Origin of the sequence: Sorangium sp. So ce836, assembly GCF_028553905.1 — a bacterium.
GTDB lineage: Bacteria > Myxococcota_A > Polyangia > Polyangiales > Polyangiaceae > Sorangium > Sorangium cellulosum_D.
Genome location: NZ_CP102233.1, coordinates 6,506,840 through 6,532,775 on the forward strand (window position 1 = coordinate 6,506,840; position 25,936 = coordinate 6,532,775).

A 25,936-nucleotide genomic window follows, 5' to 3' on the forward strand; every position below is an offset into this window, starting at 1 on the left:
GGACGCAGAGGACGCCGGGGCTCTCCCCCGGCGTCCTCTTGCGCGGCGCCTTCCGACCTCACCAGCCGCCGAGCTCACCCGCCGCCACGACGCGCCGGCGCCGCGCTTGCGCTCAGGTCGCCTCGGCGCCGCCGCCGAGCGCGTCGCCGAGGCGCGCCAGGTTCCGCGAGAAGATCTGCACGGACGGGTGCGACGGCCCGAGCGCCTTCGTGGCGATCGCCACGGCGCGCTCGATCTGCTGCCAAGCGCCCGATAAGTCGCCGAGCGCCTGCAGCACGCGGCCGAGGTTGTTCACGATGCTCGCCACGACCGGGTGGTCCGGCCCGTAGGTCGCCTGCGCGATGCCGAGCGCCCGCTCCAGCTGCTCGCGCGCCCCGGGCAGCTCGCCCAGCGCCTGCAGCACGCTGCCGAGGTTGTTGCAGCCGATCGCCACGGCCGGGTGATCCGGCCCGTAGGTCGCCTCGGCGATCCTCAGCACGCGCGCGAAGTTCGCCCGCGCGCCCTCGAGGTCGCCGAGATCGCGCAGCACGCTGCCGAGGTTGTTGATGTCCCGCGCCACGTCGGGGTGATCCGGCCCGTAGGTGTCCTCGACGATCGCGAGCGCCCGCTCGAAGTCGGCGCGCGCCCCGGCGAGGTCGCCGAGGTCGCGCAGCACGCGCCCGCGGTTGTTCAGCGCGAGCGCGAAGCGCGGGTGGTACTGGCCGTAGCTGTGCTCGTCGATCTTGAGCGCCTCCTCGAACTGCTCGCGCGCGCCCTTCAGGTCGCCGAGATCGTGGAGCAGCCGGCCGAGGTTGGTGCGGCCGATCGCGACGGTCGGGTGATCCGGCCCGTAGGCGCGGATGTCGATGGCGAGCGCCCGCTCGAGGTGCACGCGCGCGCCCGCGAAGTCGCCGAGGTCGCGGAAGAGCGCGCCCAGGTTGTTGAGCCGTATCGCGACGCTCGGGTCGTCGGGGCCGTACGTCGCCTCGTCGATGGCGAGCGCGCGCTCCAGGTGCTTGCGCGCGCCGGGCAGGTCGCCCTGATCCATGAGCACGCTGCCGAGGTCGTTCACGTCGCGCGCGACCTCCGGGTGGTCGGGGCCGAACCGCGCGATGTCGATCGCGAGCGCGCGCTCCAGGTGGGCCCGCGCGCCGCCGAGGTCGCCGAGATCGTGCAGGACGCTGCCGAGGCTGCGCAGCACCGTGGCGACCTTCGGATCGTCGTGGCCGTACACCGCCTCGTGCAGCGCGAGCGCGCGCTCCAGGTACCCCTTCGCCTCCGCGAACGCCGCGCGCCCCTGCAGGTAGACGGCGAACCGCGCGAGGAGGCGCCCGCGCACCTCCTTCGCGACGTCGTAGGCCTCGGCCTGGCTCGCCGCGGCGAGCGCGTGCGGCAGCCACCGGGCGCAGAAGGGCCACGTCTCCACGTCGTCGCTGCTCTCGGGGAACGCGTGGTCGACGAGGCGCACCGCCGCCTCGGCCCACATCCGCCGGTCCTGGGGCGAGAGGCGATCGCGCACCACCGCCTGGACGAGCCGGTGCACCGAGAGCGCGCCCTCGTGCACGTCGATGAACGAGTAACGGCGCAGCGCGGCGACCGCCTCGTCGAGCATCAGCGGATCGCTCAGCGCCTCCGCGAGCGCCGGCGGCAGGTGCGGCGCGGCGTCGGCGAGGCCCTCGCGCGGGATGTCGTCGGGCGCGAGGAACGCGCACAGGCTCAGGAGATCGACCGCGACGGGCGAGAAGCGCTGCGCCTCCTGGAAGGCGAGGCCCCAGGTGGTGGCGACCGGCGTCGGGTAATCCATCGGCACGCCGCGGAGCAAGAGCTCGCGCTGGTGGTCGCCGAAGACCGCGTGGTAGGTCGCGATCGACGACCCCGTCTCCTTGATGGTCGCCGCCGCCTGCACCAGCGCGAGCGGCAGGTCGCCGAGCGTCTCGGCGAGCCGCTCCGCGGCGCGCTCGTCGCTCTGCCCGGTCTTCTCGAGCAGGAACTTCACCGAGTCGGCGCGATCGAGCGCCGGCACGGTGAGCGGCGTGGCGATGCCGCGGAAGCTCGGGTTGCGCGAGGTGATGAGGATGTGCCCGGTGCGCGGGTGCGGGAGGTACGGGGCGACGTCCCGCGGATCGTTCACGTTGTCGAAGACGAGGAGCCACTTGTCGTTGCGCGACAGCCACGACCGGACCGCCTCGATCGCGATCCGCTGGTCGGCCTCGTTCTGCTCCGGCAGGTCGAGCGCCGCGGCGAGGCGCGCGAAGTCCTCGGCGGTCGTCGCCGGCTCCTCGGCGCGGACCCACCAGACGACGTTGTACTGGCTCGCGTACCGGTGCGCGTACTCCGCGGCGAGCTGCGTCTTGCCGATCCCGCCGAGGCCGCTGATCGCCTGCGTGAGCGCCGCGGGCCCGCCCGTCGTGAGCGCGCTCCGCAGCTCGTTGAGGAGCTGGTCGCGCCCGGTGAAGCTCGGGTTGCGCGGCGGCAGCTTCTTGATGTGCGGCTCTGCGTCGGGCGAGCTCGACTGCCGCCGGGGGGCCGGCCGCTGGGTCGGCGGCTCCGTCTCGCGGACGGCGCTCCGGATCCCCTTCGCGATCTCGGTGAACGCCTCGCTCTGGTTGGGGTAGCTCGTCACCGGCCGCGCGCGGCTCGGCAGCGGCTGCAGCTTGCCGAGCGCCGTCTTCTCCCAGGCGCAGGGCCGCAGGATGACCGGGATGACCCGGCACTCCCCCGCCTCGTGCCGGGCGATCGCCTCCCGGAGCTCCGGGGAGAGCCACGCGTCGGTGTTGAGGAAGTCCGCGCTCACGAGCAGCAGCACGACCCGCGCTTCGCGCAGCCTCGCCGCGAACGCCTCCCTCCGCTCTCTCCCGCCGCCGAGGGCGAAGCCCTGGTACGTCCGGATGACCCCTTGCCGCTTCAGCGCGTCGAGGTGGGTCTCGAGCTTGGGCCGCAGGTCCTCGTCCCTCGGGGAGTAGGAGAAGAACAGATCGGCGGGGCTCGTCGCCAAGGCAACCATAGTTCCTCTCGCGGGCCTTAAGGTCTCACGACGGACCTGGAGCGCAACGAGAATACGCGCTCGGGAAAGGCCCAGGAAGGGACGGGTTGTGACGCTCTCGGCGGATACATGCGGGTCGAACCTCCATGGCTTCTCGGGGGGCTTGCCTTACCCAGAATCCGGCTCCGTCCTACCTTCGCGTTCCTCTTCCGTGCCGGGGAGGAACCTGCCGGAAGCCTGCACGATGCGGCGCGCCGCTTCCATCCATTGCCGCCGATCGTCCCGCCGCAGCTGGTTGCGGACGACGATCTTCACGAGGCGGTGGACGCTGAGCGCGTGCGGCCGCACCTCGATGAGCGAGTGCAGCCGCAGCATCGCGATCGCGTCGTCGAGCGCGAGCGGGTCGTACTCGCTCAGCGCCCGCCGCGGGATCTGATCCATCGGCAGGAACGAGCAGAGGCTGAGGAGCTCCGCCGCGGCCTGGTGGGTGAACACGGCGGCGAGCGCGCTCTCCCACGCGGTCGCGACCGTGACCGGGAAGCTGACCGGGCGCTCCAGGAGCGCGGCCGGGCGCTGGCGGAACAGCGCGAGGTACTCGGCGAGCGGGCGCCCGGTCTCCTCGATGTACGCGCCGGCCTGCGCCAGGGCGAGCGGCAGGTCGCCGAGCTCCTCGGCGAGCGCGTCGGCCGACTCCGCGTCGGTCTCGCCGGTGCGCCGGAGCAGGAAGGCCACCGACTCGCTGCGCTCGATGCCGCGGACGGTCACCGTCGTCAGCCCGCGCCAGATCGGGTTCTGCGACGTCGTGATGATGTGGCCGCCGTGCGAGACGCTCGGAACGTAGGGCTCGACCTCGCTCGGGTCGCGCACGCCGTCGAAGAGGAGGAGCCAGCGCCCGCGGCGCCCGAGCCGGTTGCGCACCGCCGCGACCGCGCGCGCGGGATCCAGCTGCTCGTGATCGGGCAGCCGCATCTCGGCGGCGAGCGCCATGAAGCCGGCGTCCATCGTCGCCGCGCCCTGGCCGTCGATGAGGAAGACCGTGTCGTAGGCGCTGGCGTTGCGGTACGCGTACTCGATCGCGAGCTTCGTCTTGCCGGTGCCGCCGAGCCCGCAGAGCGGCGCCATGCCGCGCCGCGCGAGCGTGGCGCCGATCTCGGCGAGCAGATCCTCGCGCGCGGCCAGGTTCCGGCCGGTCCACGCGGGGACGCTCCAGAGCCCGGGGGGCGGTGGCACCTCTGATTGGCTCACCGGCTGGGCGCCGGGGGTCGGTGAGCCTACGGGGGGTTTTGGGTGAGCTGCTCGACCTGCTTTCGGATGCCCTTGGCGATGTCGGTGAACGCCTCGCTCTGGTTGACCCAGCTCGTCACCGGGCGCCCGCCCCGCGGCAGGCTGGCCAGCTTGCCGAAGGGCGCGCCCTCCCAGTCGCAGGCGTCGAGGATGACCGGGATGACGCGCGCCTCCCCCCGCTCGTGGCGCTCGATCGCCTGCTGCATCTCGACGTCGTAACAGAAGTCCGACGCGAGGAAATCGGCGCTGATGAGCAGGAGGATGACCTTCGCGGTCTCGAGGTGCTCGGCGAGCGCGCGGTCGCGCTCCTCGCCGGCGCCGATCTCGCCGTCGTGCCAGCCGCGGATGACGCCCTTGCGCTTGAGGATGGCGAGGTGCGTCTCGAGCTTGTCGCGCAGCTCGCGGTTGCTCTCCGAGTACGAGAAGAACACCTCGATGGGGCTCGCCGGAGGCTCGGACACCCGCTCGCGCCGCGGCGAGTCGAGCGCCCCCGGCATCGTGACCGTGTCGTCGTACACCGCCGAGCCGGGCGGGAGATCGTACGACGGGAAGCCGAGCGGCGACGACGACGGCGGCAGCTCCAGGTCGGGGATCGGCGGCGGGACGATCGAGCGGGAGCGGTGCGATGCCCCGCGCGCACGGGGCGCGCTCATGCGCTCGAGGATCGCGAGCGCCTTGTCGTGGCTGCCGTCGGCGGTGTCGTAGGGCAGGAGCGAGAACCCCATGTCGACGAGCGTCGCGCGGCGGAGCGGCGTCAGGCTCGCGCTCGGGACGACGACGAAGCGCGGCGGCGGCGAGCTGCCCGAGAGCGCGTGGATGTCCGACAGCATCTCGTCGAAGTTGCCGTCGGCGCGCCCGAAGCCGATGAAGAGCACGGGGCACTTCGAGAGCACGGCCGTGAGCGACCTGCGCACGTCCGGGTCCGCGATCGACGCGAGGAAGCGGTCGCGCTCGAACACCCAGCTGCCCGGATCCTTCAGCGTGCCGTGCAGCTTGAGGATGAAGCGCCGCCGCCACGCGACCTCGTCGGTGACGCGCCACATGGTGTCCCACTCGTGGCCGAAGGCGCGCTCGAGCAGGTGGTTGAGGTTCGTGGTGAGCACCGCGCGCAGCCTGTCCCGCAGCGCGGCGATCGCGAGCGCGATGCGCGGCGGCTCGAGCCCCTCGTCGTCGAGCGCGTCCTCGACGAACGCGTTGAACTCCGCCGCGCCGAGCGCGTGCTCCGCCGCGGCGAGCGCCTCGCTGTAGCGCTGCGCTCTCGCGAGCGCCGCGACCTCGGCGGTCATCACCTCGTCCCCGACCTGCTCGCGCACCCTCTCGACGAGCAGATCGACGAGCTGGCGCCACGTCGGCAGCCCGGCCGCGGCCGAGATGCCTCCCCCCACGAAGAGCACGAGCTCTCCGCTCTCGAACGCCTCGCGCAGCTCTTCGATCACCGCGGCGTCGAGCTCCGCGCTCACCGTGTTCCCGTTGTCCATAAGGGTTGACATCGAGCCCCTCGAGTCTATCGCTCCTCGGCGTCCGGCGCACTTTTGCGGCGCGTCGCGCGCGCCTCCGCGCGTGACGCGCGGAGGCGCGACGCCGGGCCCCGCGCGGCGCGGCGGGCCCGCGCCCACGATGTCCCAGACGACAGGGCCGCGCCGCCCGGGGCTCGGTCAGGCTCGGTCGGAACAGGCCGAAACAGTCCGCGAGCCTGGAGCATGCTACGCCTGCGACATGCGTCCGGCGGCTCTGCTCGTGCTGGCCGCGCTGGCCTCGATTTTCGCAGTCTCCATGGTCGGCGTGGCCGCTCCTGCTCCTCCTCCCCCCCGCGCGCGGCGCGCCCCGCGTCTGCCGGCGAGCGCGCAGGCCGCGCTCCCGGCGAGCGCCGGCGGCCAGGGCGCGCGCTCGCCCGCGAGCGTCGTCGCGCTGCGCGCGCCCGGGCCGCCCGCGGTCCTCGTGCGCGCGGGCAGCTTCACGATGGGCTCGAGCGAGGTCGAGATCGCGCACGCGGTGACGCTCTGCAAGCTCGAGCCGGGCGGCGATCTGTGCGTCGACGAGACCGAGGCGAGCTTCGCGAACGAGCTCGTGCCGCACGAGGTGTACCTGTCGGACTTCTGGATCGATCGCACCGAGGTCACCGTCGCCAGCTACCGCCGGTGCGTCTCGGCCGGACTCTGCACCGAGCCTCCCTATGCGTCCGGCGGGCAGCGGTTCGATCGGCCGGGGTATCCGGTGGTGCTCGTCTCGTGGAGCGACGCGCAGCGCTACTGCGCCTGGGCCGGCGGCCGCCTGCCGACCGAGGCCGAGTGGGAGCGCGCCGCGCGCGGCGCGGTCGGGCGTCGTTACCCGTGGGGCCATGTCTACAACCCGTTCCACGCGAACCACGGGCGGCTCTCGTTCGACGAGCTCGACGACGGCGACGGCTTCCTCGAGCTCGCTCCCGTCGGCTCGTTCGTCGCCGGGCGGACCCCCGACGGCATCGACGATCTCGCCGGCAACGTCGAGGAGTGGGTCGCCGATTACTACCATCCCGAGTATCCAAGCGGCAGCGCGAAGGATCCGCGGGGGCCCGACATGGGGGAGGAGCGCGTGCTGCGGGGCGGCAGCTACATCCTGGGTCGGCCGTGGCTGCGCGGCGCCGCGCGGGGGCACGATCTGCCGACCAGCCGCCGCGCGTGGCGCGGCTTCCGCTGCGCGCGCGACGCCTGACCGAGCCGACGCGTGCGACGCCTGAACGAGCCGACGCGCGCGGCGCCGCTCGCGCGCGGACGGCGATGAGCCCGCGCCGCGGTTGGCCGCCGCGCCGGAAGGGCCCATACTGCGCCCGTGAGGATCGCGCACCTCTCTGATCTCCACCTCCTGTCCCTCGAGGGGGCCATCCCGTTCCGGCTGCTGAACAAGCGGCTCACGGGCTACATCAACCTCCGTTTCCGGCGCCGCGCCATCCACAAGCCGCACGCGGTGCACGCGGCGGCGAAGGAGATCCGGCGGCTCGGCGTCGACCACGTCGTCATCACGGGCGACGTGTCGAACCTCGCGCTCGAGCGGGAGTTCGTCCTCGTCCGCAGCTTTCTGCAGCGCGATCTCGGGCTCCCTCCGGAGCGGGTGAGCCTCGTCCCGGGGAACCACGACGCGTACACGAAGGGCGCGCACCGCTCGCAGCGGTTCTCCCAGTACTTCGCGCCGTACCTGCGGTCCGACCTCCCGCTCGGCGACGCGGACGAGCGCGATGACGGCGCGCCCCGCGGCGACGGCGGTGGCTCGGCGTTCCCCTTCGTCCACCTGCGCGGGCCGGTGGCGTTCATCGGCCTGTCGACCGCCTGGCCCCGTCCGCCGCTGGTCGCCTCGGGGCGGCTCGGCCCGGTCCAGCTGCGCGCGCTGGAGCGCGTGCTGTCGCACCCGGAGGTGCGGCGGCGGACGCCGATCGTGCTCCAGCACCACCCCTTCCACAACCCGGCGAGCCGGGCGAAGACCTTGCTGGAGGGCCTGGGAGACGCCGCGGCCGAGGGGCGATTGCTCCGGCACGTCAGCCGCGGCCTGCTGCTGCACGGGCATCTGCACCGCCGCATTCACCGGAAGCTGCACACCGAGCGGGGTCACATCGACGCCGTGGGCGCCGCCAGCGCCTCGCTGCTCCACGAGAGCGACGAGCGGATGGCCGGGTTCAACGTCTACGAGGTCGACGACGCGGGGGCGATCAGGGGCATCACCTCCCACCGCTTCGTCCCGGGTCAAGAGGCGTTTCGCGAGGTCCCGGTCCCCGAGCGCTGAGCGCGTCCCGCGCTCGGCGGAGCGCCCGGCGCGACGCGGCGCTCTGCCGGGCGCCCCACCGGACGCCGCGCGCAGCTCATCCGCCGCGCGAAGCACCCGCCGTGCGGGCGCGCGATGATCGGGCTCGGAGGTGGGGTGGTTCGATCGCAGCGGGGGCGCTGCGCTGGCAGTCCGGTGGGGCGCTGGTCAGGAGGAAATTCAGGCGGTGGCGCGGATCACGTTGACCGCCTGGAGACCTTTGGGACCTTCCTTGATCTCAAATTCGACGGTCTCGTCCTCGAACAGACGGCGGCGCCCCTCCCCGTTGATCTGCGAATAGTGAACGAAGACGTCGGGGCCAGTCTCCTGCTTGATGAATCCCCAGCCCTTCTCGTCGTTGAACCACTTTACCTTGCCAACTGCCATATTTCCTCCACTTCAGAGCTCGTCGATACCCGAGGCGCGCAGGCTGGGAGTCGGGAGGAGGCCGCGGCCGCGGCTGTGGCCTCCTATGATTCCGATGCGGGCTTGGCTGCTTGCAGCAAAACCCCCCTCGTAGACAAATCCAGCTTGCGCAGGGCGGCTGCCCAGCCGCTGGTTGATGTGCATGCGCGGCGACTTCGACGATTCTCCCCGGTCCGAGCGGGCGCCAACGTAAACGGCCCGATGCGCCAAGGTCAAGCAGCGATGATGGTTCGACCCGCGCTCGCGCGAGGCCGCACCGCCTCACCGGCAGTCGCTCCTTGCAGCAGCTTCCGACGGGAATGCCCCGCCGTACAGCAGATCCTGACGGCGAGTACGGAAGCACGACCAATCACGGGGTTGCCTCGCGGTGCGAAGCAGGATTCGCGCGGCTGTCAAGATTTGCGCTCTTATCGAAGAGCCTTGTGCGTCGACCCGCGCATGGCGTCGCGCCCCTCGACGCGGCTCGCGAGATGGCCTAGCGGCCCTCGACGCGGCTCGCGAGATGGCATAGCGCCCCTCGACGCGGCTCGCGAGATGGCCTCGCCCCCTCGACGCGGCTCGCGAGATGGCCTCGCCCCCTCGACGCGGCTCGCGATGGCCTCGCGCCCCTCGACGCGGCCATCGAGATGTCGCATGGCCGGCGACGGCCCGCCGACGTCGCGCCGCTGGCCGGCGATGGCTCAGCCTGTCCGGCGACGCGCCGCCGGCGTGCCCCCCTGCGCGCGTGGCGCGGTGCGGCTCCCTCGAGCGGCGCCTGCGCGCGCCACCTGCGCTGCGCCCCGCTGAGCGCGGCCGGCGCGGGCGCGCGAGCCGACGCCCGCGCGCCCGCTCGCCGCCCGTGAGCACGATCCGAAGGCATCTCGTTGACATGTCTGTTCGAGCTTGCTCGTATGGCGTGGCGAGGGCATCGGGTCTCACCTCCGCCCTGGCCCCGCGAGGCGACGAGATGTTCTCGGTGATCATCAGCGAGAAAGGGGGCGCGGAGCGCCGCGAAACCTTCGACCGGACAGAGATCAACGTCGGCCGCGTGCAGGGCAACGACCTGATGCTGCCGAAGGGCAACGTGTCGAAGCGGCACGCCCGCCTGCTCTTCCGCGACGGGCGCTTCATCGTCACCGATCTCAAGAGCACGAACGGCACGTACGTCAACGGCCGGAAGATCGCCCAGGCGACGATCGTCCGCGAGGGCGACAAGATCTACATCGGCGACTTCGTGCTGCGGATCGAGACGGCGGCGGCCGGAACGGCGCCCCCCGACAGCACCGCGCCCCCGGCGCGCGTGCCGGAGGAGACGGGCACCGGCGATCCCTCCCACCTCGCCGACCGCGCGCCGCCGTCCGCCGAGAAGGGGCTGCACCGGTCGGCGCCCCTGCCGCTGATCAACGAGAAGGGCGAGCCATCGCGCACCAGCCAGGGCGTGATCAGCCACTTCCCGCTCGAGCACGATCCGGACGAGTCGGCCGACGCCGCGATGCCCGTCCCCGGCCCGCCGCGCATCCCCTCGCCTCGCCCGCCCATCGCGCCAGGCGCGCAGGGCGGCGCGTCCGGTCCACCGCCCCTGCCGATCCCTCCGGCGACGCCGAACGCCCCGGGCGCGCGCGACGGCCGCGCCGTGGCGCCCCCCGTCCACCCGACCACGCAGATGGCGCGCCCCTACCCGACCGCGACCCCGCTGCCGGGTCAGGGCGGCGCGACCGTCGCGCCGCCGCAGGGGACCGCGAACGTCGCCGTCCACCCCAGCGTGGTCCCCATCCCCAGCCGGCGCGCCATCCCGCCCGTCTCGGACCGGGTCGACCGGGGGCAAGGCGACTCGGCGCAGGCCGTGGCGCACCGCAGGGCGCTCGCGCGCCTCGTGGAGCGGCTCGCCGACCTGATCGACCTCGCGCCGCTCGACGGCGGGGCGCCGCCGGACGGCGCGCTCGCCCAGCGGATCGAGCAGGCCATCGCCGCGGGCGCGGAGGCGATGCGCGCGGCGGGCGAGCTCCCCGCCGAGGTCGACGCCGAGGCGCTCATGGCCGACGCGCAGCGGGAGCTGCTCACGCTCGGCCCGCTCGATCGCCTGCTCGACGACGCCGAGGTCGGCGAGATCCAGGTGTTCCGCCACGACCACGTGATCGCGATGCACGGGCGCCGGCGCGTCATCACGGAGGTCGGGTTCAGCAGCGATCGCGCGGTCGACCGCGTCATCCACCGGCTCTGCGCGATGGCCGGGCAGCCGCTCGAGCCGGACGCGCGCTTCGTCGAGCGGACGCTGCCGCAGGGGCGGCGGCTCTTCGCCGTGCTCCCGCCGGCGGCGACCTCCACGCTGGTGATCCGGAAGCCGCAGCGCCCCGACGTCACGCTCGAGGACCTGGTGCGCAACGGGACGATCTCGCGCGCGATGGCCGTCCTGCTCTCCCAGTGCGTGATCGGGCGCGGCAACCTCCTCGTCACGGGGACGCGGGACGCCGGCACGGGCTGGCTGCTCGGCGCGCTCGCGGCCGCGGCGCAGCCCGACGATCGGTTCGTCGTGCTCCAGGACGAGGACGAGCTCGCCCTCGATCAGCCCAACACCCTGTCCATCGCGCTCGGCAGCACGGCGGCCGAGCGGGCGCGTGCGGTGCAGGCGGCCGTGCGCCTCCGGCCGGAGCGGGTCGTGGTGAGCTCGTTCTCGGGCCACGTGGCGGCCGAAATCGTCGACGCGATCGGCGGCGGCATGGACGGCGTGCTCGCGGCCGCCCGGGCGCCCACGCTGCGCCAGGCGGTGACGCGGCTCCCCGCGGACATCGCCGCGACCCGCCCGGGGATCACGCCGGAGGCGGCGCGCGAGTGGCTGGCGTCGTCGTTCGACCTGGCGATCGAGATCGCGCTGCTCCGCGACGGCCGCCACCGCGTGCTCCGCATGGCCGAGCTCGCGCTCGAGAACGGGCAGATCGCCATCCGCGACGTCTTCACGTTCGTGGTCGAGCGGACGGCCGCCGGCGGCGCGCTGGAGGGGACGTTCCACCCCTCCGGGCTAGTGCCGGACATCGTGGAAGATCTCCAGTCGCGCGGGCTCAGCGTCGACACGTCGACCTCGTTCCGGCGCAACCGCTAGCCCCGCCGGCCAGCGCCATCACGGGCAAGCACGAGCAAACACGAGCAAGCAGAGACCAGAAGCGCACGAATCTCCGGCGCGAGGTGAGAACGTCTTGACGGGCGCCGGCGAGAAACGGAGGTTATGCTGTTGAACAGCCATGGCCATCCGCACCATCCTCCACTATCCCGACCCGCGCCTGCGACAGAAGGCGCAGCCGGTCGGGGACATCACCCCCGAGATCACCAAGCTTATCGACGACATGGCCGAGACCATGTACGCCGCGCCCGGCGTCGGCCTCGCGGCCACGCAGATCGGGGAGCCACACCGCATCTTCCTCGTCGACGTCGCCTCCGACAACGAGCCGAGCAACCTCCTCGTGTTCATCAACCCGGAGATCGTCCGGCAGGACGGACAGCAGGTCGGCCCCGAAGGCTGCCTGTCGTTCCCCGGCATCAGCGAGGACATCAAGCGCGCCGAGCGCGTCAGCGTCCGCGCCCGCGGGCGCGACGGCGCGACGTTCGAGATCGCGGCCGACGGCCTGCTCGCCGTGGCCATCCAGCACGAGCTCGATCACCTCGACGGCGTGCTGATGATCGACCGGATGGGCACGCTCAAGAAGCGCATCGTCCAGCGGAAGATGCAGAAGCGCGGCGCCGAGGCGACGGGCTGAGCCGCGCCCGCGCCCCGGTCAGCTGCGCGCCGGGAAGGCCAGAGGGCCGCTGACGTACGCGTCGCGGCCGCAGAGCTCCCAGCGCGGATCGACGATCCGGGGCGCGTCCCCCGGCGTGTCCGGGCCGGCCCAGTCGACCGCGCCCGGACGGCCGCGGGGGCCGAGCAGGATGGGCGCGACGAAGGCGTGGAGCTCGTCCGGCAGGCGCGACGCGAGCAGGCTGCCGGCGAGCTCGGCGCCGCCCTCCACGAGGATGGAGACGATCCCCTGCGAGGCGCAGAGGCGCATCGCGGCGGTCACGTCGACCCGGCCCTCCGCCGAGGTCGGCGCGCGCAGGACGACGCAGCCCGCGTCCACGAGGACCTGCTCGGCCGCCTCGGGCGCGTCGGCGCCCGTGAGCACCCACGTCGGCACATCCCGCGCCGTCTGCGCCAGGCGCGTGTGGAGCGGCAGCCGGAGCCGCGTGTCGAAGACGAGCCGGATGGGGCTCCGCCCGCCCGGCGGGAGCCCCGCCTCGCGCAGGGTGAGGCGAGGGTCGTCGGCCAGCGCGGTGCCGATCCCGATCGCCACCGCGTCGTGGCGCGAGCGGAGCTCCTGCACCTTGGCGCGCGCCTCCGGGCCGGTGACCCACTTGGAGGCCCCCGTGCGGGTCGCGATGCGGCCGTCCAGCGACAGGGCGAGCTTGAGCGCGATGTGGGGGATGCCGGTCGTGATGAACTTGGTCCAGGGCGCGATCAGCGCGCGGGCATCGGCGCTGGCCACGCCGAGCTCGACGGCGAGCCCGGCGTCGCTGAGCCGCTGCGCCCCGCCGCCGACCACCCCGGGGTTCGGATCGGGCGCGCCGATGACGACGCGCTTGATGCCGGCGCTCAGCACCGCGTCCACGCAGGGCGGCGTGCGCCCCTCGTGGTTGCAGGGCTCCAGCGTCACGTAGAGCGTCCCGCCGCGCGCCGCGTCCCCGGCCATCGCGAGCGCGAGCCCCTCGGCGTGCTCCTCGCCGGCGCGCGCGTGGTGCGCGACGGCGATGACGTCCCCCGCGGTGTTCACCACCACCGCGCCGACCGGGGGGTTCGGCGACGGCATCGCCTTGTGCGCCTCCTCGATGGCGAGGCGCATCATCGCGGCGTCGAACTCGGGATCGGGGGTGGGGAGCTTCGCAGACATCGAAGTGCCGGATCTACTAGGGCGCCTTGGCCTTCACAAGCTTGCCAAGCTCGACCATGAACTGGTCGATGTCCCGAAAGGAACGATAGACGCTGGCGAACCGGACGTAGGCGACCTCATCGAGCGCCCGCAGGTGGTTCATCACCCGCTCGCCGAGCTCGGTCGACAGGATCTCCCGCCGCTCGGATTCCTGCGCCTCACGCTCGATCGCGTCGGCGATGGCCTCGATCTGGTCGGTGGACACGGGCCGCTTGTTGCAGGCGATGCGGAGCCCCCGCACGAGCTTCTGCCGGTCGAAGGGCTCCCGCCGGCCGTCCTTCTTGACGACCGTCGGCAGGATGTCCTCGACGCGCTCGTAGGTCGTGAACCTGCGCTCGCACGAGGCGCACTCGCGCCTCCGGCGGATCACGTCGCCCGCGCCGCCGGCGCGGGAGTCGATGACCCGGTCCTCGAGGTGGCCGCAAAATGGGCACTTCATCGAGCCATCCGGCGCGGCGCGCGATCAGCCGTCGAACTGGGAGAGCACGAGGGACACGTTCGTCCCGCCGAAGCCGAAGGAGTTCGACATCACGTGCTTCAGGCGGCGCTCGCGGGAGGTGAACGGCACGTAGTCCAGGGTGCACTCGGGCTCGGGGTCGTCCAGGTTGAGCGTCGGCGGCACCGCGCCGTGATGCAGCGCGAGGGCGCAGACCGCCGCCTCGACGCCGCCGGCGCCCCCGAGCAGGTGGCCCATCGCCGACTTCGTCGAGCTCACCCAGAGGCGCTTCGACGCCGCGTGTTCGCCAAAGAGCTTCAGGATCGCCCGGGTCTCCTCGATGTCGCCCTGGGGCGTCGAGGTGCCGTGGGCGTTGATGTAGTCGATCGCGTCCGGCGCGAGCCTGGCGTCTTCGAGCGCCATCTTCATCGCGCGCTGCGCCCCGGCGCCCTCGGGCGCCGGCTTGGTGATGTGGTACGCGTCGCACGAGGCGCCGTACCCCACGACCTCCGCGTAGATCTTCGCGCCGCGCTTCTTCGCGTGGGAGAGCGACTCGAGCAGGAGCGACCCGGCGCCCTCGGAGCAGACGAAGCCGTCGCGCCCCTTGTCCCAGGGGCGGCTCGCCCGCTGCGGCTCCTCGTTGCGCCGCGAGAGCGCGAACATCGCGCAGAACCCGCCGATGCCGAGGCCGGTGATCGTCGCCTCGGCGCCGCCCGTGAGCATGATGTGCGAGCGCCCGCGGCGGATCCACTCGAACGCCTCGCCGAGCGAGTGCGCGCTCGACGAGCACGCGCTCGTGTTGCAGTAGCTCGCGCCCCGCAGGTCGAGCGCCAGCGCCACCTGCCCCGCGGCGAGGTTGGCGATGACCGTCGGGATGAAATAGGGGCTGACCTTCTGGGGGCCCTTCTCGTGCAGCGTGATCGAGTGCTGGAACAGGTACTCGAGGCCGCCCAGGCCGACGCCGATGAAGGTGCCGCACTGGTCGCGGTCCTCCTCGGTGAGCTCGATCCCCGCGTCCTTCATGCACATCTGCGAGGCGGCGATGGAGAGCTGGGCGAAGCGGCCCATCTCCTTCACCTTCTTCTTGGGGATGTACTCCTCCGGGACGAACCCCTTCACCTCGCCGGCGAAGCGCGTCGGAAAGGCGCTCGCGTCGAAGAGGGTGATGGGTCCGATACCGGACTGGCCAGCCAGCAAAGATTGCCAGGTGGCCTGCGTCCCGATGCCGTTGGGCGTAACGAGCCCGATGCCGGTGATGACAACGCGTTCCATGGCTCTTTTTGCCCTAGCGCCACCACAGAGGTGAGGACGCGTGCATCGACGAAGGGCGGACCCTTCGCCGGTTCACGCGCCATCACACCTCCATGGTGACGCCGCGTCCGGTAGGGCGGTGGGGACGCTACTTCTTGGCATTCCTTTCGATGTAGTCGACCGCATCCTGGACAGTCCGGATCTTCTCCGTGTCCTCGTCCGGAATGTCGATCTCGAACGCCTCCTCGAACGCGAGGACAAGCTCCACCAGGCCCAGCGAATCGGCGCCCAGATCGTCGATGAAACTCGCTTCAGGCTTGATGTCCTTCTCGTCGACGTCGAGCTGTTCCTTGATGATTCGCTTTACTTCGGCCGTGATGTCGCGACCTTCAGCCATGGTATTCCTCCCGGGAAAACGGACCCCCTAGTAGCCCATCGCCATGGGCGTTGCACCATCGAATTACCTGCGACCGTCTTTTTCGTGTGCGCCTGGTTTGCCGCCGAGCGGACGCCTGGCTGCCGACGTCCCCCCGACGAGCGCGCTCAGACGTACATGCCGCCGTTGACGCGCAGCGTCTCGCCCGTCACGTAGCTGGCCTCGTCGGAGCACAGGAATGAGATCGCCGCAGCGACCTCCTCCGGCCGGCCCGTACGCCCGAGCGGGACCATCTTCGTCAGCCCCTCTTTCATCTCAGCGCTGATCGTCGTCGTCATGTCGGTATCGATGAACCCGGGCGCCACCGCGTTGACGGTGATGCCGCGCCCGGCGTACTCGCGGGCGAGCGACTTCGTCACGCCCAGCAGGGCCGCCTTCGTCGCGGCGTACGCCGCCTGGCCCACGTTGCCCATCTCGGCCACGACGCTGGAGAGGAAGACGATGCGCCCCGTGCGCGCGCGCATCATCACCTTTGTCGCGGCCCGGGCGCACGCGATCGAGCCCTTGACGTTGACGGCGAAGAGGCGATCCAGGTCCTCCTCCTTGATCCGCAGGAGGAGCCCGTCGATCGAGATCCCCGCGTTCGCGACGAGGATGTCGAGCCGGCCGAGGCGCTTCGCCGCGTCGGCGATGGCGGCCTCGGTCGCCTGCAGGTTCGCGACGTCGAAGCCGAGCGCCTCGGCCTTACCGCCGCGCGCGGTGATCGCCTCGACGAGCGCGCGCGCCTCGGCCTCCCCGCGCACGTAGTTGACGATCACGTGCGCCCCCTGCGCCGCCAGCGCCTCCGACGCAGCCCGCCCGATCCCCCGCGATCCACCCGTGACGATCGCAACTTTGCCCGTAAGGTCGAACATCGATGCCTATGCCTCCGAAAGGAACGCGCTCACGCGCTCAATCCCCGCCATGTCGCTCACGCTGAGCACCTTGATCTGCTTCGTGATCCGCTTCACCAGCCCGGCGAGCACCTTGCCAGGGCCGATCTCCAGGGCGTGCGTGACGCCGTCCTCGGCCATGCGCTCGATCGTCCGCATCCACTGCACGGTGCCGTCGACCTGGCGCAGGAGGAGCGACGGCACCCGCTCCGGATCGGCGTTCGGCGCCGCGTCGACGTTCGCGATCACCGGGAAGGCGAGCGGCCTCAGCTGGGTGCGCTCGAGCTCGGGGCGCAGGCGCTCGGCCGCGGGCCGCATCAGCGCGCAGTGGAAGGGGGCGCTCACCTTGAGCGCGACCGCCTTGCCGCCGCGGGCGGCGGCCATCTCGCGCGCCCGCGCCACCGCGGGGCCGTGGCCGGCGATCACGATCTGCCCCGGCCCGTTGTAGTTCGCCGGCGCGACCACCTCGCCTTGCGCCGCCTCCTCGCAGATCGCGAGCACCGCGGGCTGGTCGAGCCCCATGATCGCGGCCATGGCCCCCTCGCCCTCCGGCACGGCCTCCTGCATCGCGGCGCCGCGGACCCGGCAGAGCCGCACCGCCTCCTCGATCTCGAGCGCGCCGGCGGCGACCAGCGCGCTGTACTCGCCGAGCGAGTGGCCGGCCGCGTAGAGCGGCGGCTCGAGGTCGGGCAGGTGCTCGATGAGCGCGGCGGCCACGGCGCAGCTCGTGGCGACGATGGCGGGCTGGGTGTTGCTCGTCTTCGTCAGCTCCTCCATCGGCCCCTCGAAGCAGAGCCGCGAGATCGGCTCGCCGAGCGCGGCGTCCGCGCGCGCGAACGCGCCGCGCGCCGCCGCCGAGGCCTCGGCGAGGGCCTTGCCCATCCCCACCTCTTGGGCCCCTTGCCCTGGAAACAGCCAAGCGATTTTCACGTTTGCCCTCACTTCCAAGCGGGGGAGGCGGACGCCGCGGCCCGTCCCCGAACCACGTCACGAGGCAGGCGCGCGCGCGCCGCTCACATCTCCGGTCATGCCGGCGCGCCGGGCCAGCTCAGCCGCCCGGACGCGCAGATATCGACCCCGACGCCGGCGCGCGCGCATGGCCCCATCACATCCGGACGACGGACGCGCCCCAGGAGATGCCAGCGCCGAGCGCGCAGAACAGGACGTTGTGACCTGGCTTGATGCGCCCGTCGCGGACCGCCTCGTCGAGGGCGATCGGGATCGAGGCGCTCGAGGTGTTGCCGTACTCCTCGATGTTCAGCACGAACCGCTCCAGCGGGAGGCTGAGTCGCGCGGCGACCTGGCTGATGATCCGCAGGTTCGCCTGGTGCGCGACGACCCAGTCGACGTCGGTGGCCGACATGCCCGCCGTTTCGAGCGCGATCAGCGAGGCGCTGGAGAGGTTCTTCACGGCGACCTTGAAGATGTCCTGCCCCACCATGTGGACCTTGTTGCGGTTCTGCTCGATGCCCTCGGCGGTGAGCGGCTCGGCCGTGCCGCCGCCCGGGATGACCAGCGAACTCGCGAGCCCGCCGTCGCTGAAGATCCGCGTCGAGACGATGCCCCTGCCGTCGCCGGACGCAGGCCCGAGCACGACCGCGCCGGCGCCGTCGCCGAACAGGACGCACGTCGTGCGATCCTTCCAGTTCAGGATGCGCGAGAGCAGCTCGACGCCGACCACGAGGATGTTCCGGGCCACGCCGTTGGAGATGAACTGATCGGCGATGGTGAGCCCGTAGACGAAGCCCGCGCAGGCCGCCGAGATGTCGAACGAGGGGATCTCCTGGGCGCCGAGCTTCTGCTGCACGTGCACGGCGCAGGCGGGCATCGGGCTGTCGCCGCTGATCGTCCCGACGATGATCATGTCGAGGTCGGCGGCGGAGAGCCCGGCCGCTGCCAGCGCGGAGCGCCCGGCGGCGGCGGCCATGTCGCTCGTGAGCTCGCCCTCGGCGGCGATGTGGCGCCGGCGGATCCCGGTCCGCTCGCTGATCCAGCTGTCGGAGGTGTCGACGATCTTCTCGAGATCGGTGTTGTGCAGGACCCGGGCTGGCGCGTAGCTGCCCGTCCCGAGGATGCGGCTGTTCGGCCGCGCGGCGCTCACGCGAGGCCCCCTCGCGCGCCCGCGTGGATCTTCGCCGCGTCCGCCTGGGCCTTCGCCGCGCCCGGGTGCGCGGGCGCTGCGATCGCGCGCCCCGGCGTCCGCGCACCCGCCCCGGTCATGTGGCCGCGGTCGCCTTGGTCGCCTTCGCCTTACGCCCGTTGTAGTGCCCGCAGGCGCCACAGGCGCGGTGCGGGAGCCGGGCTTCCCCGCAGTTCTCGCAAGAGACGAGCTGGACGGGGGTCACCTTGTCGTGGTTGGCGCGCCGCATGTCGCGCTTGCTGGGGGTGGTTTTCCTCTTGGGGACGGCCACGGAGCTACTCCTTCTTGGTCTTCTTCTTCGGTGTCCCGGCCTTGGCCGGGGAGGTCGAGGCAGATTGCGCGCGCCGGTCAGAGCCGCCGGGCTTCTGTCCAAGCTTCTCTCGGAGCGCGCTGAGCGGCGCGAGCCGCGGGTCGAGGCCTGGAGCGGCCTCGTCCTCCTCCGCCCCGCCGGCGAGGGTCGAGGAGCCGCCGTCGCGGTCCTCTCGGGACGCGGCAGGACCGATACCCGGGCAAGCCTCAGAGCACAAGGGGAAGTTCGGCATCTCGAGGAGAATGGCTTCCCGGATGAACGGATCGAGCACCACCGTCTCGCCGTCGTACGTGTCGAAGTCGGCCTCGTCGGCCGTGAACTCGTACTCGGGCTCCTTGACCTTGGCCCCCGCCTTCGCCGCCCCGTTGCGGCCCGCATCGTCCCGCCGGTGGCCGTGCCCGTGGGGCTCGGCCTTCGGCGCCGGGCGCAAGAGGAGCGAGAGCTCGGCGTCGATGTCCAGCGCGGCCGGCGACAGGCACCGCGCGCACGGCGTGGCGACCGGCGCCTTGACGCGGCCGCGCACGACGATCTCGTTCCCCGTGCGGGAGAGGCGGGCGGTGAGGTGGCCGGGCGCGCGCCCGGCGACGTCGGCGTCGGCGAGCTCTGCGCTCAGCCAGTCGGTGGGCAGCGGCATGTCCAGCGAGAGGCCGGAGAGGTCGATGTCGTTGGCGGAGACGGCGATCTGGGACATGGGTTCCGGGCCAGTGAAAGCGGAGCGTTTAGCGCGGGGTGCGTTGGCTCGCAAGACCGAGCGCGAGCCGCCGCCGGGGCGGGGCCGCATGGTAGCGTCGCCCCCGCATGGACCATAGCGCCACGCCCGAGATCCCCGCCGCGGGCGCCGCCGGCGAGCGACCGGAGCCTTCGGGGGAGGCCCCGCGGGCGAGCCGGCGCGCGGCGATCGCGCTCGCCCTCTACGCGCTCGTGACGCTCGTGTACGGCGCCAGCGCCTCGCGCGAGCTCTTCGCGGTCCACACGCCCTTCAACCACTACGCCCTGCTGGCGGAGGCGTGGCTGCACGGCCGCCTCGACCTCGGCGGTCCGCCGCCGGCGTACGCGGGCGGCAACGACTTCGCCGTGTTCGGCGATCGCACCTACGTCAGCTTCCCCCCCTTCCCCGCCGTCCTCATCGCGCCGCTCGTGAAGCTCGCCGGCAGCGCCGAGCGCGTGCGCGACGGGCAGTTCTTCCTGGCGTTCGCCGGCGTCGGCCCGGCCGTCCTCTTCCTAGCGCTCGAGAGGCTCTCGGCGTCGCGGCGCAGCCGCCGCACGCAGGCCGAGAACGCCGCGCTCGCGCTGCTCTTCGCGTTCGGGAGCGTGTACTGGTTCAGCGCCGTGCAAGGGACGGTGTGGTTCGCGGCGCACGTCGTCGGCGTGGCGCTCGCGTGCATCTACCTCTACTGCGCGCTCGACGCCGCCCACCCGCTCGCCGCAGGCCTCGCGCTGGGCCTCGGCTTCGCGACCCGCACGCCGCTCGGCTTCGCCCTGCCGCTGTTCCTCTGCGAGGCGCTCCGCGTCGGCCGCTCCGATCCGCGCGCCCTCGCCCGCCGGCTCGCCCTGTTCGCCGCGCCGGCGGCGCTCGTCCTCGCCGCGCTGCTCTGGCACAACCACGCGCGGTTCGGCGACGCGGCCGAGTTCGGGCACCGGTACCTCCACATCGCCTGGCGCGCGCGGATCGAGAAGTGGGGGCTCTTCTCGTACCACTACCTGCCGCGCAACCTCGCGGTGGTGCTCACGAGCTTGCCGTACACCCACGCAGAGGGCGCGCCCTTCCAGATCAACGCGCACGGCCTCGCGCTCTGGGTGACGACGCCGATCTACGCGTGGGCGCTCTGGCCCCGGCGCACGCCGCCCGTGTTCTGGGCGCTCGCCGCCACGGCGGCCGCGGTCGCGCTGCCGAGCCTCTTCTACCAGAACAGCGGCTGGATCCAGTTCGGCTACCGCTTCTCCAACGACTTCGCCCCGTTCCTCTTCGCCATGATCGCCGTCGGGGGCCGCCGCTTCGGCGCGCCGTTCTACGCCCTCGGCGCGGCCGCGATCGCCGTGAACGCGTTCGGCGCGCTCACGTTCCAGCGCGCGGGCTTCGAGCGGTTCTATTTTTTCGAGCGCACCCAGCGCGTCCTCCACCAGCCGGATTGACCGCGCCGGCGCCGCGCCGTCCGCCCCGCCGCCGCGCGAGGGCCCGAAGGCGGCGCGCCCCCTCGGGCGAGCGGGCGATCCGGCGGGCGGCGCACGCGGCCCTTGGGTGCAGGGCGCTCGCTGTGCTAGCCCTCGCCGCGCCATGGAAGCTCTGCTCGACCCGGCCGCCATCGGGCGCGGCCTGCGGCGCATCGCGCTCCAGATCGCCGAGCGCGGCCGCGGCGTGGACGATCTGGCGCTCATCGGGATCCGGCGGGGCGGCGAGCCGCTCGCCAAGCGGCTCGCCGCGCTGCTCCTCGAGATCGAGGGGCACGCGCCGCCGGTCGGCGCCGTCGACATCACGCTCTACCGCGACGACGCCGCGACCGCCCTGCCGAACCCGCGCATCGGCCCCAGCCACATCACCTTCCCCGTCGACGGCCGGCGCATCGTGCTGATCGACGACGTGATCTACACCGGCCGCACCATCCGCGCGGCGCTCGACGCGGTGCTCGACTACGGGCGGCCGCAGCGGATCGAGCTCGTCGCGCTCGTCGATCGCGGCGGCCGGGAGCTGCCGATTCACCCCGACTACGTCGTCCGCGCGGTCGAGCTCGCCCCCGGGCAGCGCGTCGACGTGGTGGAGCGCGCTGGCGAGCTCTGGGCTCTCGTCACCGCCGCCGGCGCCAAGATCTCGGAGCCCCCCTCTCCCCCGGAAGGAACGTAAGCCAGCGCATGAGGAGGATTTACCCGCACCGACACCTGCTCGGCATCGAGGGGCTGACGCGCCCCGAGATCGTGGCCCTCCTGGACGCCGCCGAGTCGCTCTTCGACGTCTCCCGGCGGAGCGTCCGCAAGGTGCCCACGCTCCGCGGCAAGACGGTCGTGAACCTGTTCTACGAGCCCTCGACGCGCACGCGGACGTCGTTCGAGCTCGCGGGCAAGCGGCTCAGCGCCGATGTGATCAACATCAGCGTCTCCACCTCGAGCGCCGTCAAGGGGGAGTCGCTGCTCGACACGGTGCAGAACCTCCAGGCGATGCAGCCCGACGTCCTCGTCATCCGGCACAGCGCGTCGGGCGCGCCGCACTACATCGCCGCGCGCACGCGCGCCGCGGTCGTCAACGCGGGCGACGGCACGCACGAGCACCCGACGCAGGCGCTGCTCGACGCGTTCACGATCCGGCGCGCCAAGGGGCGGCTGGAGGGGCTGGAGGTCGCCATCTGCGGCGACATCGTCCACAGCCGCGTGGCCCGCTCGAACGCGCACCTGCTCACGACGATGGGCGCGCGGGTCCGCTTCGCCGGGCCGCGCACGCTCCTCCCGGTCGCGGGCGAGTCGCTCGGCGCGACGCTCTACGACCGGATCGAGCCCGCCCTCGAGGGCGCCGATGTGGTGATGATGCTGCGGGTGCAGCGCGAGCGGCTGAGCGGCAGCTTCCTGCCCAGCACGCGCGAGTACAGCCGCACCTTCGGGCTGAGCCCGGCCCGGCTCGCGCTCGCCAAGCCGGACGCGATCGTGATGCACCCGGGGCCGATGAACCGGGGCGTGGAGATCGATCCGCGCGTCGCCGATGGCCAGCAGAGCGTCATCCTCGACCAGGTCGAGGCCGGCGTCGCGGTCAGGATGGCGGTGCTCTGGGTCCTGGCCGCGGAGGCCAACGAGTTCTCCGCGACCGGCGAGCCGCGGCCCGCGGTCTGACGCCGGCCGCGCGCTCGCGCGGCCGGCGTCAGCGTCAGCGCGCGGCGAGTGGGCCGCGAGCCCGAACCATCACGAGCGGACGGGAGGGAACAGCGCGCCGGGGCCGGACGCGCCGTTCCCTCGTGGCCGCGCGGGCTTGCGGCGGCCCGCGGCGAACGGGGTTCCCTGCCGCGCCGCGTTTTAATAGGCTGGTCCATCTTTTTGAAAGGGTGGATGCCAACCATGTTTTCGCGAGACGTCCTCAAGATCGATGCCCCGGCGGTAGCGCAAGAGATCGAGCAGGCCATCCGGGATCAGGTATTCGGTACGCTGCGGCGGCGCGGGGCCGTGGTCGGGATCTCGGGCGGGATCGACAGCTCCGTCGTCTCGACGCTGTGTGCCCGCGCGCTCGGCAAGGACAAGGTGCTCGGCATCTTCATGCCCGAGCGCGACACCTCGGACGACGCGCTCCGGCTCGGCAAGCTGCTCGCCGAGCACCTCGGCATCGAGTCGATCATCGAGAACATCAAGCCCGCGCTCACCGGCCTGCGCTGCTACGAGCGGCAGGACGAGGCGATCCGGATGGTCTACCCGGACTACAACGAGAGCTGGAAGTTCAAGATCACCCTGCCCTCGATCCTCGAGAGTGACCGGCTGAACGTCTCGCAGCTGACGGCGCAGCCGCCCGGCGAGGAGCCGCGGGTGAAGCGGATGCCGCTGAACGCGTACCTGCAGCTCGTCGCCGCGACGAACTTCAAGCAGCGCATCCGCAAGATGATGGAGTACTACCACGCGGACAGGCTCAATTACGCCGTCGCCGGCACGCCGAACCTGCTCGAGTACGATCAGGGCTTCTTCGTGAAGCAGGGCGACGGCGCCGCGGATTTCAAGCCGATCGCGCACCTGTACAAGAGCCAGGTCTACGCGCTCGCCGAGTACATCGGCGTCCCCGCCGACATCCGCAGGCGCGCGCCGACCACGGACACGTTCTCGCTGCCGCAGGGACAGGACGAGTTCTACTTCGCGCTCCCCTACGACAAGATGGACCTCTGCCTCTACGCCTACAACAACAAGGTACCGGCCGCGGAGGCGGCGCCCGCCGTCGGCATCACGCCGGAGCAGGTCGAGCGCGTGTTCAAGGACATCGAGGCGAAGCGCCGCGTGGCGCAGTACCTCCACGCGCAGCCGGTGCTCGTCCGCGACCAGGGCCACGCCTGACGATCGGCGCCCCTCGGCGAGAGAGCGCCCCACGACCACGGCGGACTCGCGACGAGATCGCGAGTCGCGACTCTCACCTCGGCAGCGTCCGTCCCGCGGCGACCAGCGCCGGACAGAGACGAGAGACGGACAGCGCCCTCGGGCGATCTGCGCGCTGGAACCCGGACGCGGCTCCTCCGAGTGTCCTCGACAGGTCAGCCTGGGGGGTGATAGACGTAGAAGTTAACTCCATGAGCACTTCCAGCATCGAATCGACGATTCGCAACTTCCTGGTCGCCTCGTTCGGATACAGGGGCGCTACCGCCGATCTGGGGGCCGAGGTCCCTTTGCTCGATCAAGGAATCCTCGACTCGACGGCCGTCCTCGAGATCGTCCAGTTCCTCGAGCAGGACCTCGGCATCCAGGTCGCCGACGAGGAGATGGTGCCGGAGAATTTCGGCTCGATCGCCCGGCTCGTGACCTACGTCAGCGGGAAGAAGAGCAGCAACTAGCCCGAACACCCACGGGGGGCGCATGAGCACGCAGCACACCGCTCGCCGCGATCCGCGCTCGGATCGCTTCCTCATCGACTCCGCGCTGCGATCGTTCGCCGATTCGCGCCCCGACCACGTCGCGCTGGTCTCCGAGGGGCGGCGGCTCACGTACCGCGAGCTCGACGCGCTCGCCGACCGCTGCGGCGCCCTCTTCCGCGCGTCCGGCGTGCAGCGCGGCGATCGCGTGATGATCGCGCTCGACAACGGCGTTGACGCGGTCGTCGCGTACTACGGCGCGCTGCGGGCCGACGGGGTGCCGTCGCTGCTCGGCACCGCGATGCGACCCCGGCGCCTCGGCCAGGTCATGGCGCTCGCCGAGCCGCGCGCGCTCGTGGCGGCGCGCAGCATGCGCGAGGGGCTCGCGGCCGTGGCCGAGCTCCCGCCCGCCGCGCGGCCGGCGGCGACGTTCCTGAGCGGCGCCGCGCCCCCGGCCGCCGCGGCCGGCCCCTCGCCCGAGGGGCGCGACTTCCAGGAGGCGCTGGCCGCCGCGCCGAGCGAGGCGCCCGAGCGCCGCGCGATCGAGCTCGACCTCGCGACGCTCTGCTGGACGAGCGGCAGCACGGGCGAGTCGAAGGGGGTCATGCTGACGCACCAGAACCTGCGCAACAGCAGCGCGGCGATCGGCGCGTACCTCGAGCACACGGCGGACGACGTGATCCTCTGCGTGCTGCCGCTGTCGCACACCTACGGCCTCTTCCAGCTGCTCGTGACGCACGCGTTCGGCGGGACCATCGTGCTCGAGAGGGGCTTCTCCATGCCGTGGCCCATCGTCCAGAAGCTGGCCGACGAGCGCGCCACCGGCTTCGCGGGCGTGCCGACGATCTTCGCCTCGATGCTGTCGCTGAAGAACTTCGCGAAGGCGGACCTCTCGGCGCTCCGCTACATGACGAACGCCGCGTACGGCCTACCCGCGCCGCAGCTCCTGCGCCTCCGCGAGCTCCTCCCGCGCGCCTCCTTCTTCGCGATGTACGGCCAGACCGAGTGCACGCGCGTCTGCTACCTGCCGCCGTCGCTCTCGCTGGAGCGGCCGTCCTCCGTGGGCATCGCGATGCCGAACGAGGAGCTCTGGATCGAGCGGGAGGACGGCACGCGGGCGGCGCCGGGCGAGGTGGGCGAGCTCGTCGTGCGCGGGCCCAACGTGATGCGCGGCTACTGGAAGAACCCCGACGCGACCGCGCGCGCGCTCCGGCCGGGGCCCCTCCCGGGCGAGGTCGTGCTCCACACCGGCGACCTCTTCAAGATGGATGAGGAGCGGTACCTCTACTTCGTCGCGCGCAAGGACGACATCATCAAGACTCGCGGCGAGAAGGTGAGCCCCCTCGAGGTCGAGTCCGTGATCTGCAAGGTCCCGGGCGTGGTCGAGGTGGCGGTCGTCGGCGTGCCGGATCAGGTGCTCGGCGTCGCGGTGAAGGCCGCCGTCGTGAAGGCCCCCGACGCCGCGGTGACGGCCGACGACGTCCGCAAGAAGGTGCGGTCCGAGCTCGACGAGGTCGCCGTGCCCAAGTTCGTCGAGTTCATGGACGCGCTCCCCAAGACGGCGAGCGGCAAAGTCAAGAAGAGCGAGCTCATCTGAT

General features: G+C 72.3%; 24 protein-coding genes. 10 read left to right on the plus strand and 14 right to left on the minus strand.

Features of this window, described 5'->3' with window-relative positions; all coding sequences use genetic code 11:
- Positions 1–112: 112 nt before the first annotated feature.
- From fxsT to NQZ70_RS23615, 3 genes are all read right to left on the minus strand, one after another.
- A complete protein-coding gene (fxsT, locus tag NQZ70_RS23605) occupies positions 113–2,983 on the minus strand; it encodes an FxSxx-COOH system tetratricopeptide repeat protein (protein ID WP_129576214.1) in 2,871 nt (956 codons plus the stop codon).
- 147 nt (positions 2,984–3,130) lie between these two features.
- Entirely contained in the window at positions 3,131–4,192 is a 1,062-nt protein-coding gene (locus NQZ70_RS23610) for an ATP/GTP-binding protein (RefSeq protein WP_129581527.1), read from the minus strand.
- Between the two features lie 41 nt (positions 4,193–4,233).
- Positions 4,234–5,736, minus strand: coding sequence for an SIR2 family protein (locus NQZ70_RS23615; protein ID WP_237245548.1), 1,503 nt, complete (start codon positions 5,734–5,736; stop codon positions 4,234–4,236).
- 226 nt (positions 5,737–5,962) lie between these two features.
- Between NQZ70_RS23615 and NQZ70_RS23620 the strand changes: the two genes are divergently transcribed.
- Together NQZ70_RS23620 and NQZ70_RS23625 are read left to right on the plus strand one after the other, a co-directional pair.
- Positions 5,963–6,937 carry an SUMF1/EgtB/PvdO family nonheme iron enzyme gene (locus NQZ70_RS23620; RefSeq protein WP_129576215.1) on the plus strand — a complete coding sequence of 325 codons (975 nt, stop codon included), beginning with the start codon at positions 5,963–5,965 and terminating at the stop codon, positions 6,935–6,937.
- A 117-nt stretch (positions 6,938–7,054) separates the two neighbouring features.
- A complete protein-coding gene (locus tag NQZ70_RS23625) occupies positions 7,055–7,999 on the plus strand; it encodes a metallophosphoesterase (RefSeq protein WP_129576216.1) in 945 nt (314 codons plus the stop codon).
- A gap of 198 nt (positions 8,000–8,197) precedes the next feature.
- Here the strand turns inward: NQZ70_RS23625 and NQZ70_RS23630 are convergent, their stop codons facing one another.
- A complete protein-coding gene (locus NQZ70_RS23630; RefSeq protein ID WP_012236438.1) occupies positions 8,198–8,404 on the minus strand; it encodes a cold-shock protein in 207 nt (68 codons plus the stop codon).
- 985 nt (positions 8,405–9,389) lie between these two features.
- On the opposite strand from NQZ70_RS23630, the gene NQZ70_RS23635 reads away from it, so the two are divergent.
- Positions 9,390–11,519 (plus strand): ATPase, T2SS/T4P/T4SS family, encoded by a 2,130-nt coding sequence (locus NQZ70_RS23635; RefSeq protein ID WP_165374121.1) that lies wholly within the window; start codon positions 9,390–9,392, stop codon positions 11,517–11,519.
- Positions 11,520–11,658: 139 nt separating this feature from the next.
- Entirely contained in the window at positions 11,659–12,171 is a 513-nt protein-coding gene (def, locus tag NQZ70_RS23640; RefSeq protein WP_129576218.1) for a peptide deformylase, read from the plus strand.
- Between the two features lie 18 nt (positions 12,172–12,189).
- Here def and ribD read toward each other — a convergent pair whose 3' ends face one another.
- From ribD to NQZ70_RS23690, 10 genes are all read right to left on the minus strand, one after another.
- Positions 12,190–13,335 (minus strand): bifunctional diaminohydroxyphosphoribosylaminopyrimidine deaminase/5-amino-6-(5-phosphoribosylamino)uracil reductase RibD, encoded by a 1,146-nt coding sequence (ribD, locus tag NQZ70_RS23645; protein WP_129576219.1) that lies wholly within the window; start codon positions 13,333–13,335, stop codon positions 12,190–12,192.
- Positions 13,336–13,351: 16 nt separating this feature from the next.
- Entirely contained in the window at positions 13,352–13,813 is a 462-nt protein-coding gene (nrdR, locus tag NQZ70_RS23650) for a transcriptional regulator NrdR (RefSeq protein WP_020736510.1), read from the minus strand.
- Positions 13,814–13,837: 24 nt separating this feature from the next.
- Positions 13,838–15,082 carry a beta-ketoacyl-ACP synthase II gene (fabF, locus tag NQZ70_RS23655; RefSeq protein ID WP_129576220.1) on the minus strand — a complete coding sequence of 415 codons (1,245 nt, stop codon included), beginning with the start codon at positions 15,080–15,082 and terminating at the stop codon, positions 13,838–13,840.
- A 127-nt stretch (positions 15,083–15,209) separates the two neighbouring features.
- Positions 15,210–15,458 carry an acyl carrier protein gene (gene acpP / locus NQZ70_RS23660; RefSeq protein WP_020736512.1) on the minus strand — a complete coding sequence of 83 codons (249 nt, stop codon included), beginning with the start codon at positions 15,456–15,458 and terminating at the stop codon, positions 15,210–15,212.
- Between the two features lie 146 nt (positions 15,459–15,604).
- Entirely contained in the window at positions 15,605–16,351 is a 747-nt protein-coding gene (gene fabG, locus NQZ70_RS23665; RefSeq protein WP_129576221.1) for a 3-oxoacyl-ACP reductase FabG, read from the minus strand.
- 6 nt (positions 16,352–16,357) lie between these two features.
- Positions 16,358–17,299 (minus strand): ACP S-malonyltransferase, encoded by a 942-nt coding sequence (fabD, locus tag NQZ70_RS23670; RefSeq protein WP_129576222.1) that lies wholly within the window; start codon positions 17,297–17,299, stop codon positions 16,358–16,360.
- Positions 17,300–17,474: 175 nt separating this feature from the next.
- The gene (locus NQZ70_RS23675; RefSeq protein ID WP_129576223.1) at positions 17,475–18,470 is read right to left on the minus strand and encodes a beta-ketoacyl-ACP synthase III; all 996 of its coding nucleotides are present in this window, start codon (positions 18,468–18,470) and stop codon (positions 17,475–17,477) included.
- On the minus strand, positions 18,467–18,589 hold the full coding sequence (locus NQZ70_RS23680; RefSeq protein WP_272829053.1) for a hypothetical protein: 123 nt from the start codon (positions 18,587–18,589) through the stop codon (positions 18,467–18,469). Before NQZ70_RS23680 ends, NQZ70_RS23675 begins: the two co-directional genes overlap by 4 nt.
- On the minus strand, positions 18,586–18,780 hold the full coding sequence (gene rpmF, locus NQZ70_RS23685) for a 50S ribosomal protein L32 (RefSeq protein ID WP_020736516.1): 195 nt from the start codon (positions 18,778–18,780) through the stop codon (positions 18,586–18,588). The genes NQZ70_RS23680 and rpmF overlap by 4 nt, the downstream gene beginning before the upstream one ends.
- Before the next feature lie 4 nt (positions 18,781–18,784).
- Positions 18,785–19,510, minus strand: a complete 726-nt coding sequence (locus NQZ70_RS23690; RefSeq protein ID WP_129576224.1) for a DUF177 domain-containing protein — start codon at positions 19,508–19,510, stop codon at positions 18,785–18,787.
- Positions 19,511–19,617: 107 nt separating this feature from the next.
- Between NQZ70_RS23690 and NQZ70_RS23695 the strand changes: the two genes are divergently transcribed.
- The 6 genes from NQZ70_RS23695 (at position 19,618) to NQZ70_RS23720 (ending at position 25,935) form a co-directional block, all read left to right on the plus strand.
- Positions 19,618–20,952 carry a hypothetical protein gene (locus NQZ70_RS23695; protein WP_129576225.1) on the plus strand — a complete coding sequence of 445 codons (1,335 nt, stop codon included), beginning with the start codon at positions 19,618–19,620 and terminating at the stop codon, positions 20,950–20,952.
- A 142-nt stretch (positions 20,953–21,094) separates the two neighbouring features.
- Complete coding sequence (gene pyrR, locus NQZ70_RS23700) at positions 21,095–21,658, plus strand: bifunctional pyr operon transcriptional regulator/uracil phosphoribosyltransferase PyrR (protein ID WP_129576226.1); 564 nt, start codon at positions 21,095–21,097, stop codon at positions 21,656–21,658.
- 8 nt (positions 21,659–21,666) lie between these two features.
- Positions 21,667–22,632, plus strand: coding sequence for an aspartate carbamoyltransferase catalytic subunit (locus NQZ70_RS23705; protein WP_129576227.1), 966 nt, complete (start codon positions 21,667–21,669; stop codon positions 22,630–22,632).
- 222 nt (positions 22,633–22,854) lie between these two features.
- Complete coding sequence (nadE, locus tag NQZ70_RS23710) at positions 22,855–23,829, plus strand: NAD(+) synthase (RefSeq protein ID WP_129576228.1); 975 nt, start codon at positions 22,855–22,857, stop codon at positions 23,827–23,829.
- Positions 23,830–24,059: 230 nt separating this feature from the next.
- A complete protein-coding gene (locus NQZ70_RS23715) occupies positions 24,060–24,320 on the plus strand; it encodes an acyl carrier protein (protein ID WP_129576229.1) in 261 nt (86 codons plus the stop codon).
- Positions 24,321–24,342: 22 nt separating this feature from the next.
- Complete coding sequence (locus NQZ70_RS23720) at positions 24,343–25,935, plus strand: class I adenylate-forming enzyme family protein (RefSeq protein WP_129576230.1); 1,593 nt, start codon at positions 24,343–24,345, stop codon at positions 25,933–25,935.
- The last annotated feature ends 1 nt before the right edge of the window (position 25,936 follow it).